A 13,605-nucleotide genomic window follows, 5' to 3' on the forward strand; every position below is an offset into this window, starting at 1 on the left:
CACCAGCGGTCGCGACCCTGCCGGAGCGAAGCGAAGGCAATCAGACCAGTATTGTTGGGGCAATCATGCTTGTACTGGCTGTCGACACCTCGACCCCTGCCGTGACGGCGGGACTGGTGGAACTGGAACCGGCGGACGAGGGATCAACCGCACCTCGCATCACCACGATCACCTCCAAGGTGACCGTGGATTCTCGTGCGCACAATGAGGTGCTGACGCCGCAGATTCTGGCGTGCCTCGCCGAATCCGGTCGCACCCGCGCGGAGATCGACGCGGTGGTCGCGGGGATCGGGCCGGGTCCCTTCACCGGACTGCGGGTCGGGATGGCCACCGCGGCCGCCTTCGCCGATGCGCTGGGCGTGCCCGTGCACGGGGTGTGCAGTCTCGACGCGATTGCCGCCGATACCGAGAGTTATCTGCGCAATCCGGCCGAGCCGGTGGAGCTGCTCGTGGTCACCGATGCGCGACGCCGCGAGGTGTACTGGGCTCGCTACCGCGCCGAAGGCCGTATCGAAGGTCCGGAGGTGAGCAAGCCCGCCGATCTGGAGTCGGGCACCGCCACCGTGATTGCCGGATCCGCCTCGCATGTCGACTACTTCGATCTGCCCGTGCTGCCGGTGGAGACCCCGTCCCCGTACGGGCTGGTGCGCTGCGCCGCGCGCGATCTGCTGGCGGGCGTGACTCCCGAACCCCTGGTCCCGTTGTATCTGCGCCGTCCCGATGCGGTCGAGCGGAGCTATGCGCAGGTGGGCCGATGACCATCCGCATCCAACCGATGCGGCCGGCCGATGCCGTGCGCTGCGCCGAGTTCGAACAGGTCCTGTTCCCGGAGGACGATCCGTGGCACGAGGTTTCGTTCCTGTCGGAGCTGGCCGCCTCGCACAATCGCTACATCATCGCCCGCGATCAGGACGATCGCATGATCGGATACGCCGGTATCGCCCTGCTGGGTGACGCCGAACATCCGGAGGCCGAAATCCACACCATCGGTGTGGATCCGGAGCTGCATCGCGGCGGCGTCGGCACCCTGCTGCTGCAGGCACTGCTGGCCGAAGCCGGGCGGCGCGGCGGACCGGTGTTCCTCGAGGTGCGCACCGACAATGCCGCCGCCATCGCGCTGTACGAGAAGCACGGCTTCCACATCATCGGTCTGCGGAAGAACTACTACCAGCCGAGCGGCGCCGACGCGTACACCATGCGCAAGCCCGCCATGGCCGGGTTCGCACCGGCGGAGTTCCCCCAGGGCGCCGGGTTCGCCGAAGACACAGAGGTCTCGTCATGATCGTCATGGGTATCGAAAGCTCCTGCGACGAAACGGGAGTCGGCATCGTCCGATACCTGCCGGACGGCACCTGCGAGCTGCTGGCCGATGAGGTCGCCTCCAGCGTCGATCAGCATGCCCGCTTCGGTGGCGTGGTACCGGAAATCGCTTCGCGCGCACATCTCGAGGCCATCGTCCCGGCCATGCGCCGCGCCCTGGCCGCCGCCGATATCGAGAAGCCGGATGCCCTCGCCGTCACCATCGGGCCAGGTCTGGCCGGTGCGCTGCTGGTCGGGGTCGCTGCGGCGAAAGCCTATGCGGCAGCGTGGGATATCCCCTTCTACGCGATCAATCATCTCGGCGGTCACGTTGCCGTCGACACCCTCGAGCACGGCCCGCTGCCGCCCGCGGTGGCGCTGCTCGTCTCCGGCGGGCATACGCATCTGCTGCACATCACCGATCTGGCGAAACCGATCATCGAACTCGGCAGCACCGTCGATGATGCGGCGGGTGAGGCCTTCGACAAGGTGGCGCGCCTGCTCGGCCTCGGCTACCCGGGCGGACCGGTGCTGGATGCCATTGCCGCGGAAGGCGATCCGCACGCGATTGCCTTCCCGCGCGGTATGACCGGCCCGCGCGACGCCCGCTACGACTTCTCCTTCTCGGGGCTGAAGACGTCGGTGGCGCGGTACGTCGAGGCGGCCGAGCGGGACGGTCGTGAACTGCCGATTCCGGATATCGCGGCCTCGTTCCAGGAGGCGGTCGCGGACGTCCTCACCATGAAGGCCGTGCGCGCCGCCCAGGATGTCGGCGTCGACACCATCGTGCTCGGCGGCGGCGCGACCGCGAACTCCCGTATTCGCTCCATGGCCGAAGAGCGCTGCGCCGCAGCGGGTCTCACCCTGCGCGTCCCCAAGCCCCGGCTCTGCACCGATAACGGCGTCATGATCGCCACCTTCGGCGCACACGTAATCGCCGGTGGCGCAAAGCCGTCCGCGCTCACCGTGGCGACGGACCCGGGCCTGCCGGTTTCCACCAGCCAGCTGTAGCTCTCGCGCTCGTGCGCGGACAGTGTGGATCCCGGCCAGAAGCATGCCGGGATGACGGGGGTATCCGTGCTCGACAATTGGGCCGCTCGTAATGCATTCCGCGACCGAGGAATCCTCGGTCGCGGTGGTGTCTTCGGAGCACGGACGGACTTAGTCGGTCGGGCTGGCCATGGTGGTGGTGCCGCTTGCGGAGCCGGAATTGCTGCGGGGGAGGCCGGAGGTGGTCGGGCCCACAGTGCGGGGTTCGCTGGTCTCGCTGTGGGGTTCGGTGGTCACCGGGGGCGGGAGGGTGGTGCCGAGCAGCGGGCCCAGGATGCGGGGGAGATCTGCCGGGAACGGGATCTGGGGTAGGCCCGGATCGGGTCGCAGGGGCGGTTGGGCGATCGTGGTCAGCGGGGTCGTGAGAGTGCTGCTGGGGGTGCCCTGCGGGGCCGTGGTCGGGGTGACCGGGGGTGCGGTGGGGTGCGACGGATCGTGATTCGGGCTGCTGGTCGTGGTGCCGGCGCCGGATGCGCCGCCGGGCGGTGTGGCGGGGACGACCACCGGCTGCTGCGTACCGGAGATGGGCGGTGAGTAATTGGCGCCGTGCGGTTCCGGCACGAGCTCCTTCACGCCGTAGCCGATGATCAGGCCGACCACCACGATGGCGCCGGCCAGCGTGCCCGCCAGCTTGGTGAAGGTGCCGATCGGCGCATCGGAACCGCGGCTGATCACCGGGAAGGTCGTCGGCGTCGCGGAATCGGCCACCAGTGCAGCGCCTTTGGCGATCACGGCCTCGGGCTCGCGGACCGTCAGCACCGGAACGTCGAGCTGGCGTTCCAGACTCGACAGCACGGCGAGGGTATTGGCGCCGCCGCCGATGACCGCGACCGCTTCCGGGAACTTCGGCGCCCGCGCGAAGACGCCGCGGGCGAAGAGGGCCAGCTCGCGTAGCAGGTCGGAAACCAGCTCGTCGAAATCGACGCGGGTGAGCTTGAGCGGCTGCCCGGCCACATGATCGATGGTGACCGCCGGCGCGATGGACAGATGCTCCTTGGCCGCGCGGCTGCGATTGAGCAGCATGCCCCGATTCGGGCGGGTGCCGCGGCGGGCCAGGTGGCAGTCCAGCAGATGCTGCAGTATCAGTTCGTCGACGGCATTGCCGCTGATGGTGGCGGTGCGCTCGGAGCGCAGCACGGTGTCGTCGGCGTGATCGGCCACGGTGACGGTGGTGCCGGTGGCGCCGATATCGAGGATGGCGACCGTTTGGTAGCGGTCCAGCAGGCCGGTGTGGCGCAGGAAGGCAAGGGCCGCTGTGCTTTCCGGAATGAGCCGCACATCGCGACGTTGCCGACCGATAGCTGAACGGATGATCTGGGCCTGTTCCCGGTCCCGGTAGGCGACTGCGATATCGCCGGGCGGGCCGGGTGCGTGATCATTGTGCGCGGCCGCGAGCGCGGCGGGATGGGTGCCGAAGGCGTGCACGTTCTCGCGGGGAATCTGAGTGGTCATCAACTCGATGGAGGAGGCCACGAGATCGCCGAGGTCGGAGTGGGCCGTATCCGCGGTGACGACCCGGTAGTCGAAGTACTGGGCGCCGTTGGGTGCCGTGGCAACCGTCGCCGAGCACACCACCTCACTCCCGGCGGAGATGCCGAGGGATGTTCGCATGTTCACCTCCCTTCGAGCGGATGGTCCCGCGTGTAGACGACCATCTCGAACGGACCTGGGTGCAGCAACAACTATGGAAATGAAGCAACTGGGTGACACTCGGCGAAGCAGTGACGGGCTTGATGCGGCCTTGCCGCGCGGCCGTCGTCAATGTTGTCACAATCCGTTATCCGAACGTTACAGATTTTCGTATTTCTATGGAAGCCCTCAGATTCCCCGGCCGTTCCCGTCGGCGAGTCGCGTTGCCTTGTGGGGCGGCGCCGTGAATGAGGAAGCCCGACCTTGAGCGCTGGCACTCCCGTGTATAGAGTGCTAGGTGGCACTGGTTGGTTGCTTCAGATGCCATCTCTGACTACTGGGCAGTGGTCCCGGCTCCCGCGACGACGGGGCTTGTGCGCAGGGTCAGACCATGACCGAACACCGTGAGCCCGGGGAACCGCCCCGGGCGCGAAGACCCCTGAAAAGTGGAGGGCTCAACGTGGCGAGCGTGAACATCAAGCCGCTCGAGGACAAGATCCTCGTCCAGGCCAACGAGGCCGAGACGACGACCGCCTCCGGCCTGGTCATCCCCGACACGGCGAAGGAGAAGCCCCAGGAGGGCACCGTCATCGCCGTCGGCCCCGGCCGCTGGGATGAGAACGGCGCCAAGCGGATTCCGCTGGACGTCAACGAGGGCGATGTCGTCATCTACAGCAAGTACGGCGGCACCGAGATCAAGTACAACGGTGGCGAGTACCTGATTCTGTCGGCGCGCGATCTGCTGGCCGTCGTCACCAAGTAGGGACGCACCAACTCTCCGGGGCCTTGAAGGGGCTTCGCTCCCGAAACCCCGGACTCTCCGCCTCGGCGTCGCCGCTTAACAGCCTCGACCCGGGGCGGAGTGCGTTCGCCCTCCCCAAACTCACTTCAGGAGTAGGTAATACATGCCAAAGCAGATCGAGTTCGACGAGAAGGCTCGTCGCGCACTGGAGCGTGGCGTCGACAAGCTCGCCGACGCCGTCAAGGTCACCCTGGGCCCGCGCGGCCGGCACGTGGTGCTGGCCAAGTCGTTCGGCGGCCCGACCGTCACCAATGACGGTGTGACCATCGCCCGCGAGATCGATCTCGAGGACCCGTTCGAGAACCTCGGCGCACAGCTCGTCAAGAGCGTCGCCACCAAGACCAACGATGTCGCGGGCGACGGCACCACCACCGCCACCGTGCTCGCCCAGGCCCTCATCAAGGGCGGCCTGAAGAACATCGCGGCCGGCGCGAACCCGATGACCCTCGGCAAGGGCATGAACAAGGCCGCCGACGCGATCACGGTCGCGCTGAAGGCCGCTGCCACCCCGGTCGACGGCGAGAAGGCCATCGCTCAGGTCGCCACCGTCTCCTCGCGCGACGAGGAGATCGGCGCGCTGGTCGGCAAGGCGCTCACCACCGTCGGCAAGGACGGCGTGGTGACCATCGAAGAGTCCTCCAGCACCCAGACCGAGCTGGTCATCACCGAGGGCGTGCAGTTCGACAAGGGCTACCAGTCCCCGTACTTCGTCACCGATCCGGAGACGCAGCAGGCCGTCCTCGAGGACGCCTGGATCCTGCTGAACCGCGAGAAGGTCAGCTCGCTGCCCGATCTGCTGCCGCTGCTGGAGAAGATCGCGGAGTCCGGCAAGCCGGTCCTGATCATCGCCGAGGACGTCGAGGGCGAGGCGCTGTCGACCCTGGTCGTCAACGCGATTCGCAAGACGCTCAAGGCCGTTGCGGTCAAGGCGCCGTTCTTCGGTGACCGTCGCAAGGCGTTCCTGGACGATCTGGCCATCGTCACCGGCGGCACCGTGGTGAACCCGGACCTGGGCATCACCCTGCGTGAGGCCGGCCTCGAGGTGCTGGGCAAGGCCCGTCGCGTCGTGGTCACCAAGGACGAGACCACCATCGTCGAGGGCGCCGGCACCGCCGATGCCATCCAGGCGCGGGTTTCGCAGCTGCGCAAGGAGATCGAGAACACCGACTCCGACTGGGACCGCGAGAAGCTGGAAGAGCGCCTGGCCAAGCTGGCCGGCGGCGTCGCCGTCATCAAGGTCGGCGCGGCCACCGAGACCGAGCTCAAGGAGCGCAAGTACCGCGTCGAGGATGCGGTCTCCTCCGCCAAGGCCGCGGTCGCCGAGGGCATCGTCCCCGGCGGCGGCACCGCCCTGGTGCAGGCCGCTTCCACCCTTGTCGCCCTGCGCGATTCGCTTACGGGCGATGAAGCGGCCGGCGTCGAGGTCGTGCGGCTCGCGCTGCTGGCCCCGCTGTTCTGGATCGCCGCCAATGCGGGCGTCGACGGCGCGGTTGTCGTCTCCAAGGTCACCGACGGCAAGGACGGCTTCAACGCGGCCACCCTGACCTACGGCGACCTGGTTGCCGACGGCGTCATCGACCCGGTGAAGGTGACCCGCTCCGCGGTCGAGAACGCGATCTCGGTGGCGCGCATGGTGCTCACCACCGAGAGTGCCATCGTGGAGAAGCCGGCTGAGGAGCCGGCCGCAGCCCACCACGGCCACTCGCACTGAAAGTAGCCGCCGCGCACAGCGGTTGAGCCACTGAACAAACACGGCCCCCGGACACGAAATGTGTCCGGGGGCCGCGCGCGTAGCGGAGAGAACGCGGATAGCGGGTGGAATGTGCACCCGGCAGGGCCCAGTCGAGAACGGCGCCGGGCCGGTGGACCGCCGGGTGCAGGCGGCCGGATCTGCCGGATGTGCAGCCGAATCGCGACGGTCAGGTGAGGTCGCAGCGTGCGAGGAGGGTATCGGTCTCCTCGCGGTCGAACTCGCGGATCAGTTCGCAGGAGGCGCGGAGTGCCTCGTGCACAACGGGATACATATTGGACGGGTTCCAGCTGAATTGGATGCTGCGCGGTTCCACGAGCAGGAACGGGGTGCCGCCGAGGGTGGGCAGTTCGGCGACCGCGGCGGATCCGGGCATGAACAGGCCGCCGGGGTAGTTGAAGTTGAACCGCGCGTGATCGCTGAGGTGCTGCGCATTGCGTTCTTCGAGGTCGAGACCATCGTTGCGGGCGTAGCGGATATTGAATTCGTCGAGCGGTTCGGCGTCCAGATAGCCGGGGCCGCAGTTCCGCAGCAGGGCGTCCTGCAGCAGCGCGTAGCAGTGGTAGAGGCGGTCGCGCAGACCGATCAGGCGGAACCGGTAGGCGCGGCGATTGCGCTGATCGAGGACCAGCAGATCCAGATCGTCGTGCAGCGTGAAGACCTCGCGCAGGAAGAACGGCACCAGGCCCGCGTCCTCCAGCTCGTCCAGGCGGGCCATCATCTCCGGGCGCAGTCGCCAGCGCTTGCGGGTCTCCTTGGACCGGCACAGCATGGTCATGGCCGCCGGGAAGGTCAGGTGGGTGGCGGCGCGCGTCGCCTCGTCGGGATGTTCGGCGAGGGCGTCCAGCTGCCGCACCAGCAATTCCAGCGTGGTATCGATGGCGGCCCCGGGATCGGCGCCGTTCTCGACCAGTGTGCCGCACAGCAGGCCGAGCACCGCCGTGTGGAACAGGTCCCCGCCCGGCATGAGGTTGCGCAGTTCGATGACGGCCGAGTTCATATCGGCGGGTGTCGGCGCGGACAGCAGTTCCGAGACCTCACCGCCGGCCTCGGGCGGTAGCCAGAGTCCGCGCCCGGAGGTGATGGATTCGATCTCCTCGGCGGCGGCCTGCCCCCGGATGAGTTCACGCAGAGCCTGCAGCGCCATGAATCCCCTTCCCCCCGAGACGGATACGACAATCGCCACGGTAGCAGTCCGGCAGGTCGGCCGGTGGGAGTGGAGCGGACGTTCGATCGTGCGGCAATTCGACAATTAATAAACGGGCAATACGGACATCAATTGCCGGCAATACGACAAGGCCCCCGAACGGTATTGCTGTCCGGGGGCCTTGTCATCGAAGCGTCGAAAGCTATTGCACCAGGGCTGATCCCACTCGTCCATCGAACGGACTGGGCGGGTGCCCAAGATCGCGGAGCTGGGTTTACCCCGCTCAGTCGTGGACTGCGCGGCTGTGCCCATTGCTGGGATAGAGCGCGGTGCGGCTGTGCTGTATCGCGGTTGCTGGCGCCTGGTCTGCTGCTACGGCGGCGAGTACGCGGTCGCGGAGTGCGAGCGGCGGCGGGGTGGCCGCCGCGGTCGCGAACTGGGCGAGAGCATCTCGGGTGTGCTGCACTTCCTGGGTGAAGTCCGCGCGCAGCACCGGGTCGCCGGTATCCAGTAGTTCCTGCACTGCGCGCTGATCCTCGTCGCCGATCGATCCCAGCGCGACAGTGTGCGCGAGATCGATCTGGCTTTCGTTCATCTCACGTCACTCCCAAACTTTTCTTGAGTCGTGTCAGTCCATCCCGAATACGGGACTTAACGGTAGGTAACCCTACGCCGAGATAGGTTGCGACCTCGGCATATGTCCGTCCGCCGAAGTAGGCGAGCGAGATGGCTTCCCGCTGCGTCTCCGTGAGGGTCGCGAGACCCTGGCGGACCGCCTGCTGCTCCAGCCGTCGTCCCACTTCTTCGGTGACTTCATCGAATTCGTTACCGAGTGTGCTCGTGCCGTAAGCGACTTCGCGCTGTGCGTGGGCTTGCTCGGCGCGCACGCGATCGACCGCGCGGCGATGGGCAAGTGTCATGAGCCAGGTAACGGCGGAGCCCTTGGCCGGATCGAAATTGGCTGCGGTGCGCCAGATCTGGAGGTAGACCTCCTGAGTGGTCTCCTCCGCGTACCCCGGATCGTGTAGCACCCGTAGCACCAGCCCGAACACCCGTGCGCAGGTGCGGTCGTACAGCTCGGCGAATGCCCGCTCGTCCGACTCCCCGCAACGAGAGAGAAGTGCGGCTAGCTCGAGGCTTTCGGCTGCGCGCGCCGTCATCGCAGAGGAGTCGCCCTCTGCGGCCGGCGGCCGCGCTGTCACAACGCTCCGTTCTGTGTCATCGGCCACGAGGGTAGCCTGCCGCTATAACCTCCTCTCGGGTGGGGGTATCGGCAAAACGACTGTCGCGCAGCGGTTTTCCGTTTTGTACCGACTTGCCCAAAGCTGTCCTGAAGAGGGACACGCCGTGACACGCCGGAGCTTTCGGGAAACGCCGAAGCCTCGCCAGTTCTGGAACCGATTCCCGCCTGAGCAGTGGCCGGTTGTTTGCTAGGCATTCGGCGCGCCGCGCCGCGCGGATGGGAAATTTCCTGAACTCGCACCACCCGTGGTCAGCGGCAACGTCCTGGTGGCCCGAGCAAAAGGCACCGTGCGCCTCGCCCGTACCGCTGGTCAACAGCAGTCACAGGGGTACGGGAGAAAAACGACTATGCGACCGCCCGGCGGCGGTTACGGCGGGCGTGCATCTCACGCTCGGTCTCGGACATTCCACCCCAGATTCCGTACGGCTCACTCACCTTCAGGGCGTGTGAACGGCACTGCAGCAGGACGGGGCAGGCCCGGCAGACTTCCTTGGCGCGCATCTCGCGCTGGGCCCGAGCCCGGCCGCGTTCGCCGTCCGGATGGAAGAACACCGAAGAGTCCTGTCCCCGGCAGGACCCGCGCATCTGCCAGTCCCAGACATCGGCATTCGGACCAGGGAGGTGGGTCGGCATAGGCATGGTGAACTCCTCTTGGTGCGAGCTCGTCGGCATTGTCGAGCGTGTGCTTGTGGCAACGGTTGGGCGGCATCACCGGTGCCCCGGCGATCGCTCTCCATCGGCGGCCGTAATTTCACACGGCGCCGATGGCGGCGATGTCGTACGTTAGGTCCGACAATGAATTCGAGTCAATAGTGCGTTCCGCTGAGATTCAAATACTGGCGCATTAGAGAATTAACATCTTTGCTGTTTACAAAGTGGGTCCGCTGTGGTGATACTGATCGGTTGCCTAGGAGCGTACCTGGCGCACGATAGCACAGACCTGTCGGTTAAATGCCTGGTGAAGGCCACTTTTCGAGTTCGAATGCCAGCAACTCGGGCTATGCGGGAGTGGCGATCAGCGTGATCTCAACCATTGCGCCCGATCGGACGGTGACGGTCGAGATGGCCGATTCGAGGCCGCCAGGTTAATAGCGCGAAACGCCATACGAATTCCTTACAGGCGTGCTGGCCGATAGCGAGCACAGATTTACGGAGTGGAAACATAAACGCAGTAGAGAATGCTGCAATGTTGCTGCGCTTCTGTGATATGGCGGCCGCGGCCGGCTCCGGTGGCACTGGTTACAGTGCGACAGTGTCTGTGCTCGAAGTGAACTCGCTACTCGCCGCTACCGCTTTCGGCGCCGAACCCGGCCGCGCTGCTGCCGGATTGCCCACACCCGATAATTCTGCCGGGAGCTGGCTGCGCGCGGTCGCCCTCGGCGGTGTCGGGCACTATGCCGCCGCCCGGACCGAACTCCGCCGCGCCCGTGCCGGGACCACCGATCCGGTCCTGCGCTCACTCACCCACAGCCTCGAAGGTTCCCTGCTGCGCCAGCTCGGCTGGCACGCGCGCGCAGCCGTGGCCGACGGCCGCGCCGCCGCCCTCGTCCTGTCCGCGAACCCCGCGTCCGGGCTCGGCGCGAGGGGTTCCGACGGCTCCGGGGTCATCCTCAGGTCGGATATTGCTCGCGCCGAAGCGGTTTGCGATGCATTGACAGGCCTGGCCGCAGACGCCCTCGGCACCGCTCGCCCGGCGCTTGCTGCCCGGCTGCTGCAGCGTTGCCGTGCGGAGTTCGATGCGGCCTCGGACGAGCCTTCGGCCCTGTGGCGTCAGCGCATCCGCCTGCACTGGGTGTCTGCTGAGACGGCGCTGTCCGCTCCCGGCGCCGGCTTGATCGCCGCGCCGGAACCCGATGGCCGGATTCCGCTCGCCCCGGGGGCCGCCGGCGGGACCTCCGATCCGGCCCTCGCGCATGCCGAAATGGCGCTCGAACTGGCCGAGAACTCACCCTCGCAGCGCCATCGCGTGAAGTCCCGGCTACTGGTCGCCGCCGCGGCCGCGGTCGCCGGGGACCTCGGGCGGTCCCGTCGCCTCGCCGCCGAAACCGTCAGGGAATGCCGGGAATTCGAACTGCTGCCGCTGCGCTGGGCGTGCGCCATGCTGCGCTCGGGGGTGGACCCGGAGGCCGGCGGCGCCGCCGAGGCAGCCGAATGCGCACGTTTGCTGGAGGCTCGCGGGGGGCGATTGCGTTCGGCCACCGACCTTCTCGGCCGTCCCTGAGTACTCCCCGAGATGTCCCTGAGTGGTCCCCGAGACTGACCCCCGTAACGACTGGCCCGAATGCGCCAGCCGCTATTGTTGGGACCGTTCCGCCCCTCCGCGGAAGCACCGGCCCGCCAGCCGTGGTGCCACTCGTAACGCCAGGAACAGCTCTGACGATGAACAACGCGGGTGAGGAGTTGGACCCAGCTGTCGTCGCTGCCGCAGCGCAGGGCGATCGGTCTGCTCTAGCCCAGGTACTGGAGAGCATCCGCCCACTGGTGGTGCGGTATTGCCGCGCGCGCATCGGGTCGGCCGAAAGAGGTCAGCTCTCCGCCGACGACGTCGCGCAGGAGGTTTGTCTGGCCGTCATGACAGCCCTGCCCCGTTATCAGGATCAGGGCCGACCGTTCATGGCTTTCGTGTACGGCATCGCCTCCCACAAAGTCGCCGACGCTCATCGCAATGCCGCCCGTAACAAAGCGGATGCCATGGCCGAAGTACCGGATGTCATATCCACCGACCAGGGGCCGGAACAGCGAGCTCTCGATTCGGAGACGAGTCGGCAGATGAACAGTCTGCTGGCCACGCTTCCGGAGAAACACCGCGAGATCCTGATCCTCCGCCTGGTTATGGGTTTGTCAGCCGAAGAAACCGCAGTTGCCGTGGGCAGTACGGCAGGTGCTATACGAGTCGCCCAGCATCGGGCACTCGCGAAACTCAAGACTCAAGTGGCGAGGGCAGGTGAAATGTATGGCTAGGGATGGCGAGCGCGGTCGGGGCGACTGGAAGCGGCTTGGATCGCAGAACAGCGGTCCCTACGCCGAGGCGTCCGGTGACACCGGACCGGTGGACATTGCGGCAGTGCGCCGTGACGACGCGCTGATCGATGCCATCTCCGGCGACGGGCCCGTGCAAACGGGAACCGGTGAGGAGTATCAGCTCGCGGCCCTGCTCGCGAACTGGCGCGCGGAGATTCTGGAAGAGCCGATGCCGGCCGGACCGGATCTGGACACCATTGTCGCGGCGGTCAATCAGGAGATCGGCGCCAGGGACGCGCGGATCGGAGCCCAGTCGGGCGGGCGACTACGGCTCGTACGCCCGCTGCTCGGTGCGGCGGCGGCGCTCGCTCTGATCATCGGCGGTCTGTCCGCCTTCTCCTACAACGCAAATCCCGGTGATCCGCTGTGGCGGGTCAAGGAGGTTGTGTTCAGCGAGCAGGCGCAGTCCACGGTGGTCGCGCGGGCCGATGATGCGCTGACCCAGGCGCAGCAGCTCATCAGCGACGGACATCCGGAGCAGGCGCAGGCCGCGATGGAGAGTGCCTCGGCGAATGCGAGTCAGGTCAACGACGACACCAAGAAGACCGATCTGCAGAATCGCTGGCAGGTACTGCTGACGCAGCTGAAGTCGGCGGCGCCGAGCGTTTACAACTCGCTGGCTCCGACGACGTCGCCGAGTTCTGCGATCACCACGCTCCCGCCGGTGACAGTCGTGCCGAACCCCGCCAACCCGAGCGTCACGGTCAATCCGACGCTGCCGCCCGATACCCACGGCGGCGGCACGACGGTCGATCCCCGCGCTGCCTCACCCGTCGAACCGGAGCCGTCCACGGCTCCGCACGGCGGCGGCATCACCCCACCGGTCACCGTTCCCACGGTGCCGCCTTCGGTGGACGTGACGGAGCCGCCGGTGACCGTTCCGCCGCAGACCTCCCCGGCCAGTGAGCCGGGCGGGCCTGCGGGCGGCGGTACCGCGCCGGCGAGTGGTCAGCAGCCGGTGACGCAGCCGCCGGTGGAAAAGCCGTCACCGGCTCCTCCGGTGGTGCCACCGGTGACTCTCGTCCCGACCGTGCCGTCCGCACCGCTGGGTGGATTGCCCAAGTGATCAGCGCACAGGCATAGAAAAACAGCCGACCGAGATGGTCGGCTTCTTCATACCGAAAGCCGGGCCCGCGTTCCGAATGGATGCGGGCCCGGTTTCCGTTGTCTAGACGTCGAACCCGTCGAACCCGTCGCCGTGCAACGCCTCGTTCATCGAGGCGTCGGCATAACCACGGCAGTAATCCCAGGTGACGTACGCCTCGGGAGTCGGGTCGTAGGCAGGTTCATGGGGGCGTACCGTACCGTCCACCAATAGCTGGAGGAGGTTGGCGCGCAACATATCCCAGTCGTGGTAGTGGTCCTGTCGGCAGTCCTCGCAGCTGACCACGAGACCGCGGATTCCGCGGTGGGCCAGCAATGCCTCATATACCGCGAGGTCGGCGAGATCCTCTTCGACCGCTAGGCGCTCGTGAGGATCCAACGGTTCCCCCGGCTCGATGGCATCGAGCGCGGCCGACGGGTCGGAGGGATCTCCGGCGAATGGATCCGGCGGCAAGCCAGGTGGTAGATGGTCACGCACAGTCCCACGGTACGCAGAAAGAGGGTGTCTGCGCCAGCGCTGTTAGGTATTTGCCCCCACTTCGCTGGTGGTACAACACACA

At 67.0% G+C, this 13,605-nt stretch carries 14 protein-coding genes; 8 read left to right on the forward strand and 6 right to left on the reverse strand.

Translation table 11 applies throughout. From position 1 onward, the window contains the following. Positions 1 to 65: 65 nt before the first annotated feature. The 3 genes from tsaB to tsaD are packed head-to-tail and all read left to right on the forward strand — an operon-like array spanning position 66 to position 2,310. Positions 66 to 758: a tRNA (adenosine(37)-N6)-threonylcarbamoyltransferase complex dimerization subunit type 1 TsaB gene (gene tsaB, locus ABZX86_RS17650; RefSeq protein ID WP_355124615.1), complete on the forward strand. Its 693-nt coding sequence runs from the start codon at positions 66 to 68 to the stop codon at positions 756 to 758. Continuing rightward, positions 755 to 1,282: a ribosomal protein S18-alanine N-acetyltransferase gene (rimI, locus tag ABZX86_RS17655; RefSeq protein WP_355124617.1), complete on the forward strand. Its 528-nt coding sequence runs from the start codon at positions 755 to 757 to the stop codon at positions 1,280 to 1,282. Before tsaB ends, rimI begins: the two co-directional genes overlap by 4 nt. Next, a complete protein-coding gene (gene tsaD / locus ABZX86_RS17660) occupies positions 1,279 to 2,310 on the forward strand; it encodes a tRNA (adenosine(37)-N6)-threonylcarbamoyltransferase complex transferase subunit TsaD (RefSeq protein ID WP_355124619.1) in 1,032 nt (343 codons plus the stop codon). The genes rimI and tsaD overlap by 4 nt, the downstream gene beginning before the upstream one ends. A gap of 150 nt (positions 2,311 to 2,460) precedes the next feature. Here tsaD and ABZX86_RS17665 read toward each other — a convergent pair whose 3' ends face one another. Further along, a complete protein-coding gene (locus tag ABZX86_RS17665) occupies positions 2,461 to 3,960 on the reverse strand; it encodes an Hsp70 family protein (RefSeq protein ID WP_355124621.1) in 1,500 nt (499 codons plus the stop codon). A 478-nt stretch (positions 3,961 to 4,438) separates the two neighbouring features. Between ABZX86_RS17665 and groES the strand changes: the two genes are divergently transcribed. Then, entirely contained in the window at positions 4,439 to 4,741 is a 303-nt protein-coding gene (groES, locus tag ABZX86_RS17670; protein WP_327143826.1) for a co-chaperone GroES, read from the forward strand. A gap of 142 nt (positions 4,742 to 4,883) precedes the next feature. After that, positions 4,884 to 6,491, forward strand: a complete 1,608-nt coding sequence (groL, locus tag ABZX86_RS17675) for a chaperonin GroEL (RefSeq protein ID WP_355124623.1) — start codon at positions 4,884 to 4,886, stop codon at positions 6,489 to 6,491. Between the two features lie 208 nt (positions 6,492 to 6,699). On the opposite strand, the gene ABZX86_RS17680 is transcribed toward groL, so the two are convergent. The 4 genes from ABZX86_RS17680 to ABZX86_RS17695 all read right to left on the reverse strand — a co-directional run bounded on the left by ABZX86_RS17680 (position 6,700) and on the right by ABZX86_RS17695 (position 9,559). Further along, positions 6,700 to 7,677 (reverse strand): hypothetical protein, encoded by a 978-nt coding sequence (locus tag ABZX86_RS17680; RefSeq protein WP_355124625.1) that lies wholly within the window; start codon positions 7,675 to 7,677, stop codon positions 6,700 to 6,702. 283 nt (positions 7,678 to 7,960) lie between these two features. Continuing rightward, entirely contained in the window at positions 7,961 to 8,272 is a 312-nt protein-coding gene (locus ABZX86_RS17685; RefSeq protein ID WP_355124627.1) for a hypothetical protein, read from the reverse strand. A 1-nt stretch (position 8,273) separates the two neighbouring features. Then, positions 8,274 to 8,837, reverse strand: a complete 564-nt coding sequence (locus tag ABZX86_RS17690) for a sigma-70 family RNA polymerase sigma factor (RefSeq protein ID WP_327146400.1) — start codon at positions 8,835 to 8,837, stop codon at positions 8,274 to 8,276. A gap of 428 nt (positions 8,838 to 9,265) precedes the next feature. Further along, on the reverse strand, positions 9,266 to 9,559 hold the full coding sequence (locus ABZX86_RS17695; RefSeq protein ID WP_153805677.1) for a WhiB family transcriptional regulator: 294 nt from the start codon (positions 9,557 to 9,559) through the stop codon (positions 9,266 to 9,268). A gap of 613 nt (positions 9,560 to 10,172) precedes the next feature. On the opposite strand from ABZX86_RS17695, the gene ABZX86_RS17700 reads away from it, so the two are divergent. The 3 genes from ABZX86_RS17700 (at position 10,173) to ABZX86_RS17710 (ending at position 13,007) form a co-directional block, all read left to right on the forward strand. Next, positions 10,173 to 11,141 (forward strand): hypothetical protein, encoded by a 969-nt coding sequence (locus ABZX86_RS17700; protein ID WP_355124629.1) that lies wholly within the window; start codon positions 10,173 to 10,175, stop codon positions 11,139 to 11,141. 158 nt (positions 11,142 to 11,299) lie between these two features. Next, the gene (locus tag ABZX86_RS17705; protein WP_297622143.1) at positions 11,300 to 11,881 is read left to right on the forward strand and encodes a sigma-70 family RNA polymerase sigma factor; all 582 of its coding nucleotides are present in this window, start codon (positions 11,300 to 11,302) and stop codon (positions 11,879 to 11,881) included. Then, positions 11,874 to 13,007 (forward strand): anti-sigma-D factor RsdA, encoded by a 1,134-nt coding sequence (locus ABZX86_RS17710; protein ID WP_355124631.1) that lies wholly within the window; start codon positions 11,874 to 11,876, stop codon positions 13,005 to 13,007. Before ABZX86_RS17705 ends, ABZX86_RS17710 begins: the two co-directional genes overlap by 8 nt. 102 nt (positions 13,008 to 13,109) lie before the next feature. Here the strand turns inward: ABZX86_RS17710 and ABZX86_RS17715 are convergent, their stop codons facing one another. Continuing rightward, positions 13,110 to 13,523, reverse strand: a complete 414-nt coding sequence (locus tag ABZX86_RS17715; protein ID WP_029923780.1) for a DUF5319 domain-containing protein — start codon at positions 13,521 to 13,523, stop codon at positions 13,110 to 13,112. Positions 13,524 to 13,605: the final 82 nt, after the last annotated feature.

This window comes from Nocardia sp. NPDC006630 (assembly GCF_040611495.1).
Taxonomy (GTDB): domain Bacteria; phylum Actinomycetota; class Actinomycetes; order Mycobacteriales; family Mycobacteriaceae; genus Nocardia.

Excerpts from the sequence above, each read along its gene's own strand:
- ABZX86_RS17665 (WP_355124621.1), bottom strand. The coding sequence starts at position 3,960 with ATGCGAACATCCCTCGGCATCTCCGCCGGGAGTGAGGTGGTGTGCTCG.
- tsaB (WP_355124615.1), top strand. The coding sequence starts at position 66 with ATGCTTGTACTGGCTGTCGACACCTCGACCCCTGCCGTGACGGCGGGA.
- rimI (WP_355124617.1), top strand. The coding sequence starts at position 755 with ATGACCATCCGCATCCAACCGATGCGGCCGGCCGATGCCGTGCGCTGC.
- tsaD (WP_355124619.1), top strand. The coding sequence starts at position 1,279 with ATGATCGTCATGGGTATCGAAAGCTCCTGCGACGAAACGGGAGTCGGC.
- ABZX86_RS17680 (WP_355124625.1), bottom strand. The coding sequence starts at position 7,677 with ATGGCGCTGCAGGCTCTGCGTGAACTCATCCGGGGGCAGGCCGCCGCC.
- groL (WP_355124623.1), top strand. The coding sequence starts at position 4,884 with ATGCCAAAGCAGATCGAGTTCGACGAGAAGGCTCGTCGCGCACTGGAG.
- ABZX86_RS17710 (WP_355124631.1), top strand. The coding sequence starts at position 11,874 with ATGGCTAGGGATGGCGAGCGCGGTCGGGGCGACTGGAAGCGGCTTGGA.
- ABZX86_RS17705 (WP_297622143.1), top strand. The coding sequence starts at position 11,300 with ATGAACAACGCGGGTGAGGAGTTGGACCCAGCTGTCGTCGCTGCCGCA.
- ABZX86_RS17695 (WP_153805677.1), bottom strand. The coding sequence starts at position 9,559 with ATGCCTATGCCGACCCACCTCCCTGGTCCGAATGCCGATGTCTGGGAC.
- ABZX86_RS17685 (WP_355124627.1), bottom strand. The coding sequence starts at position 8,272 with ATGAACGAAAGCCAGATCGATCTCGCGCACACTGTCGCGCTGGGATCG.
- ABZX86_RS17690 (WP_327146400.1), bottom strand. The coding sequence starts at position 8,837 with ATGACGGCGCGCGCAGCCGAAAGCCTCGAGCTAGCCGCACTTCTCTCT.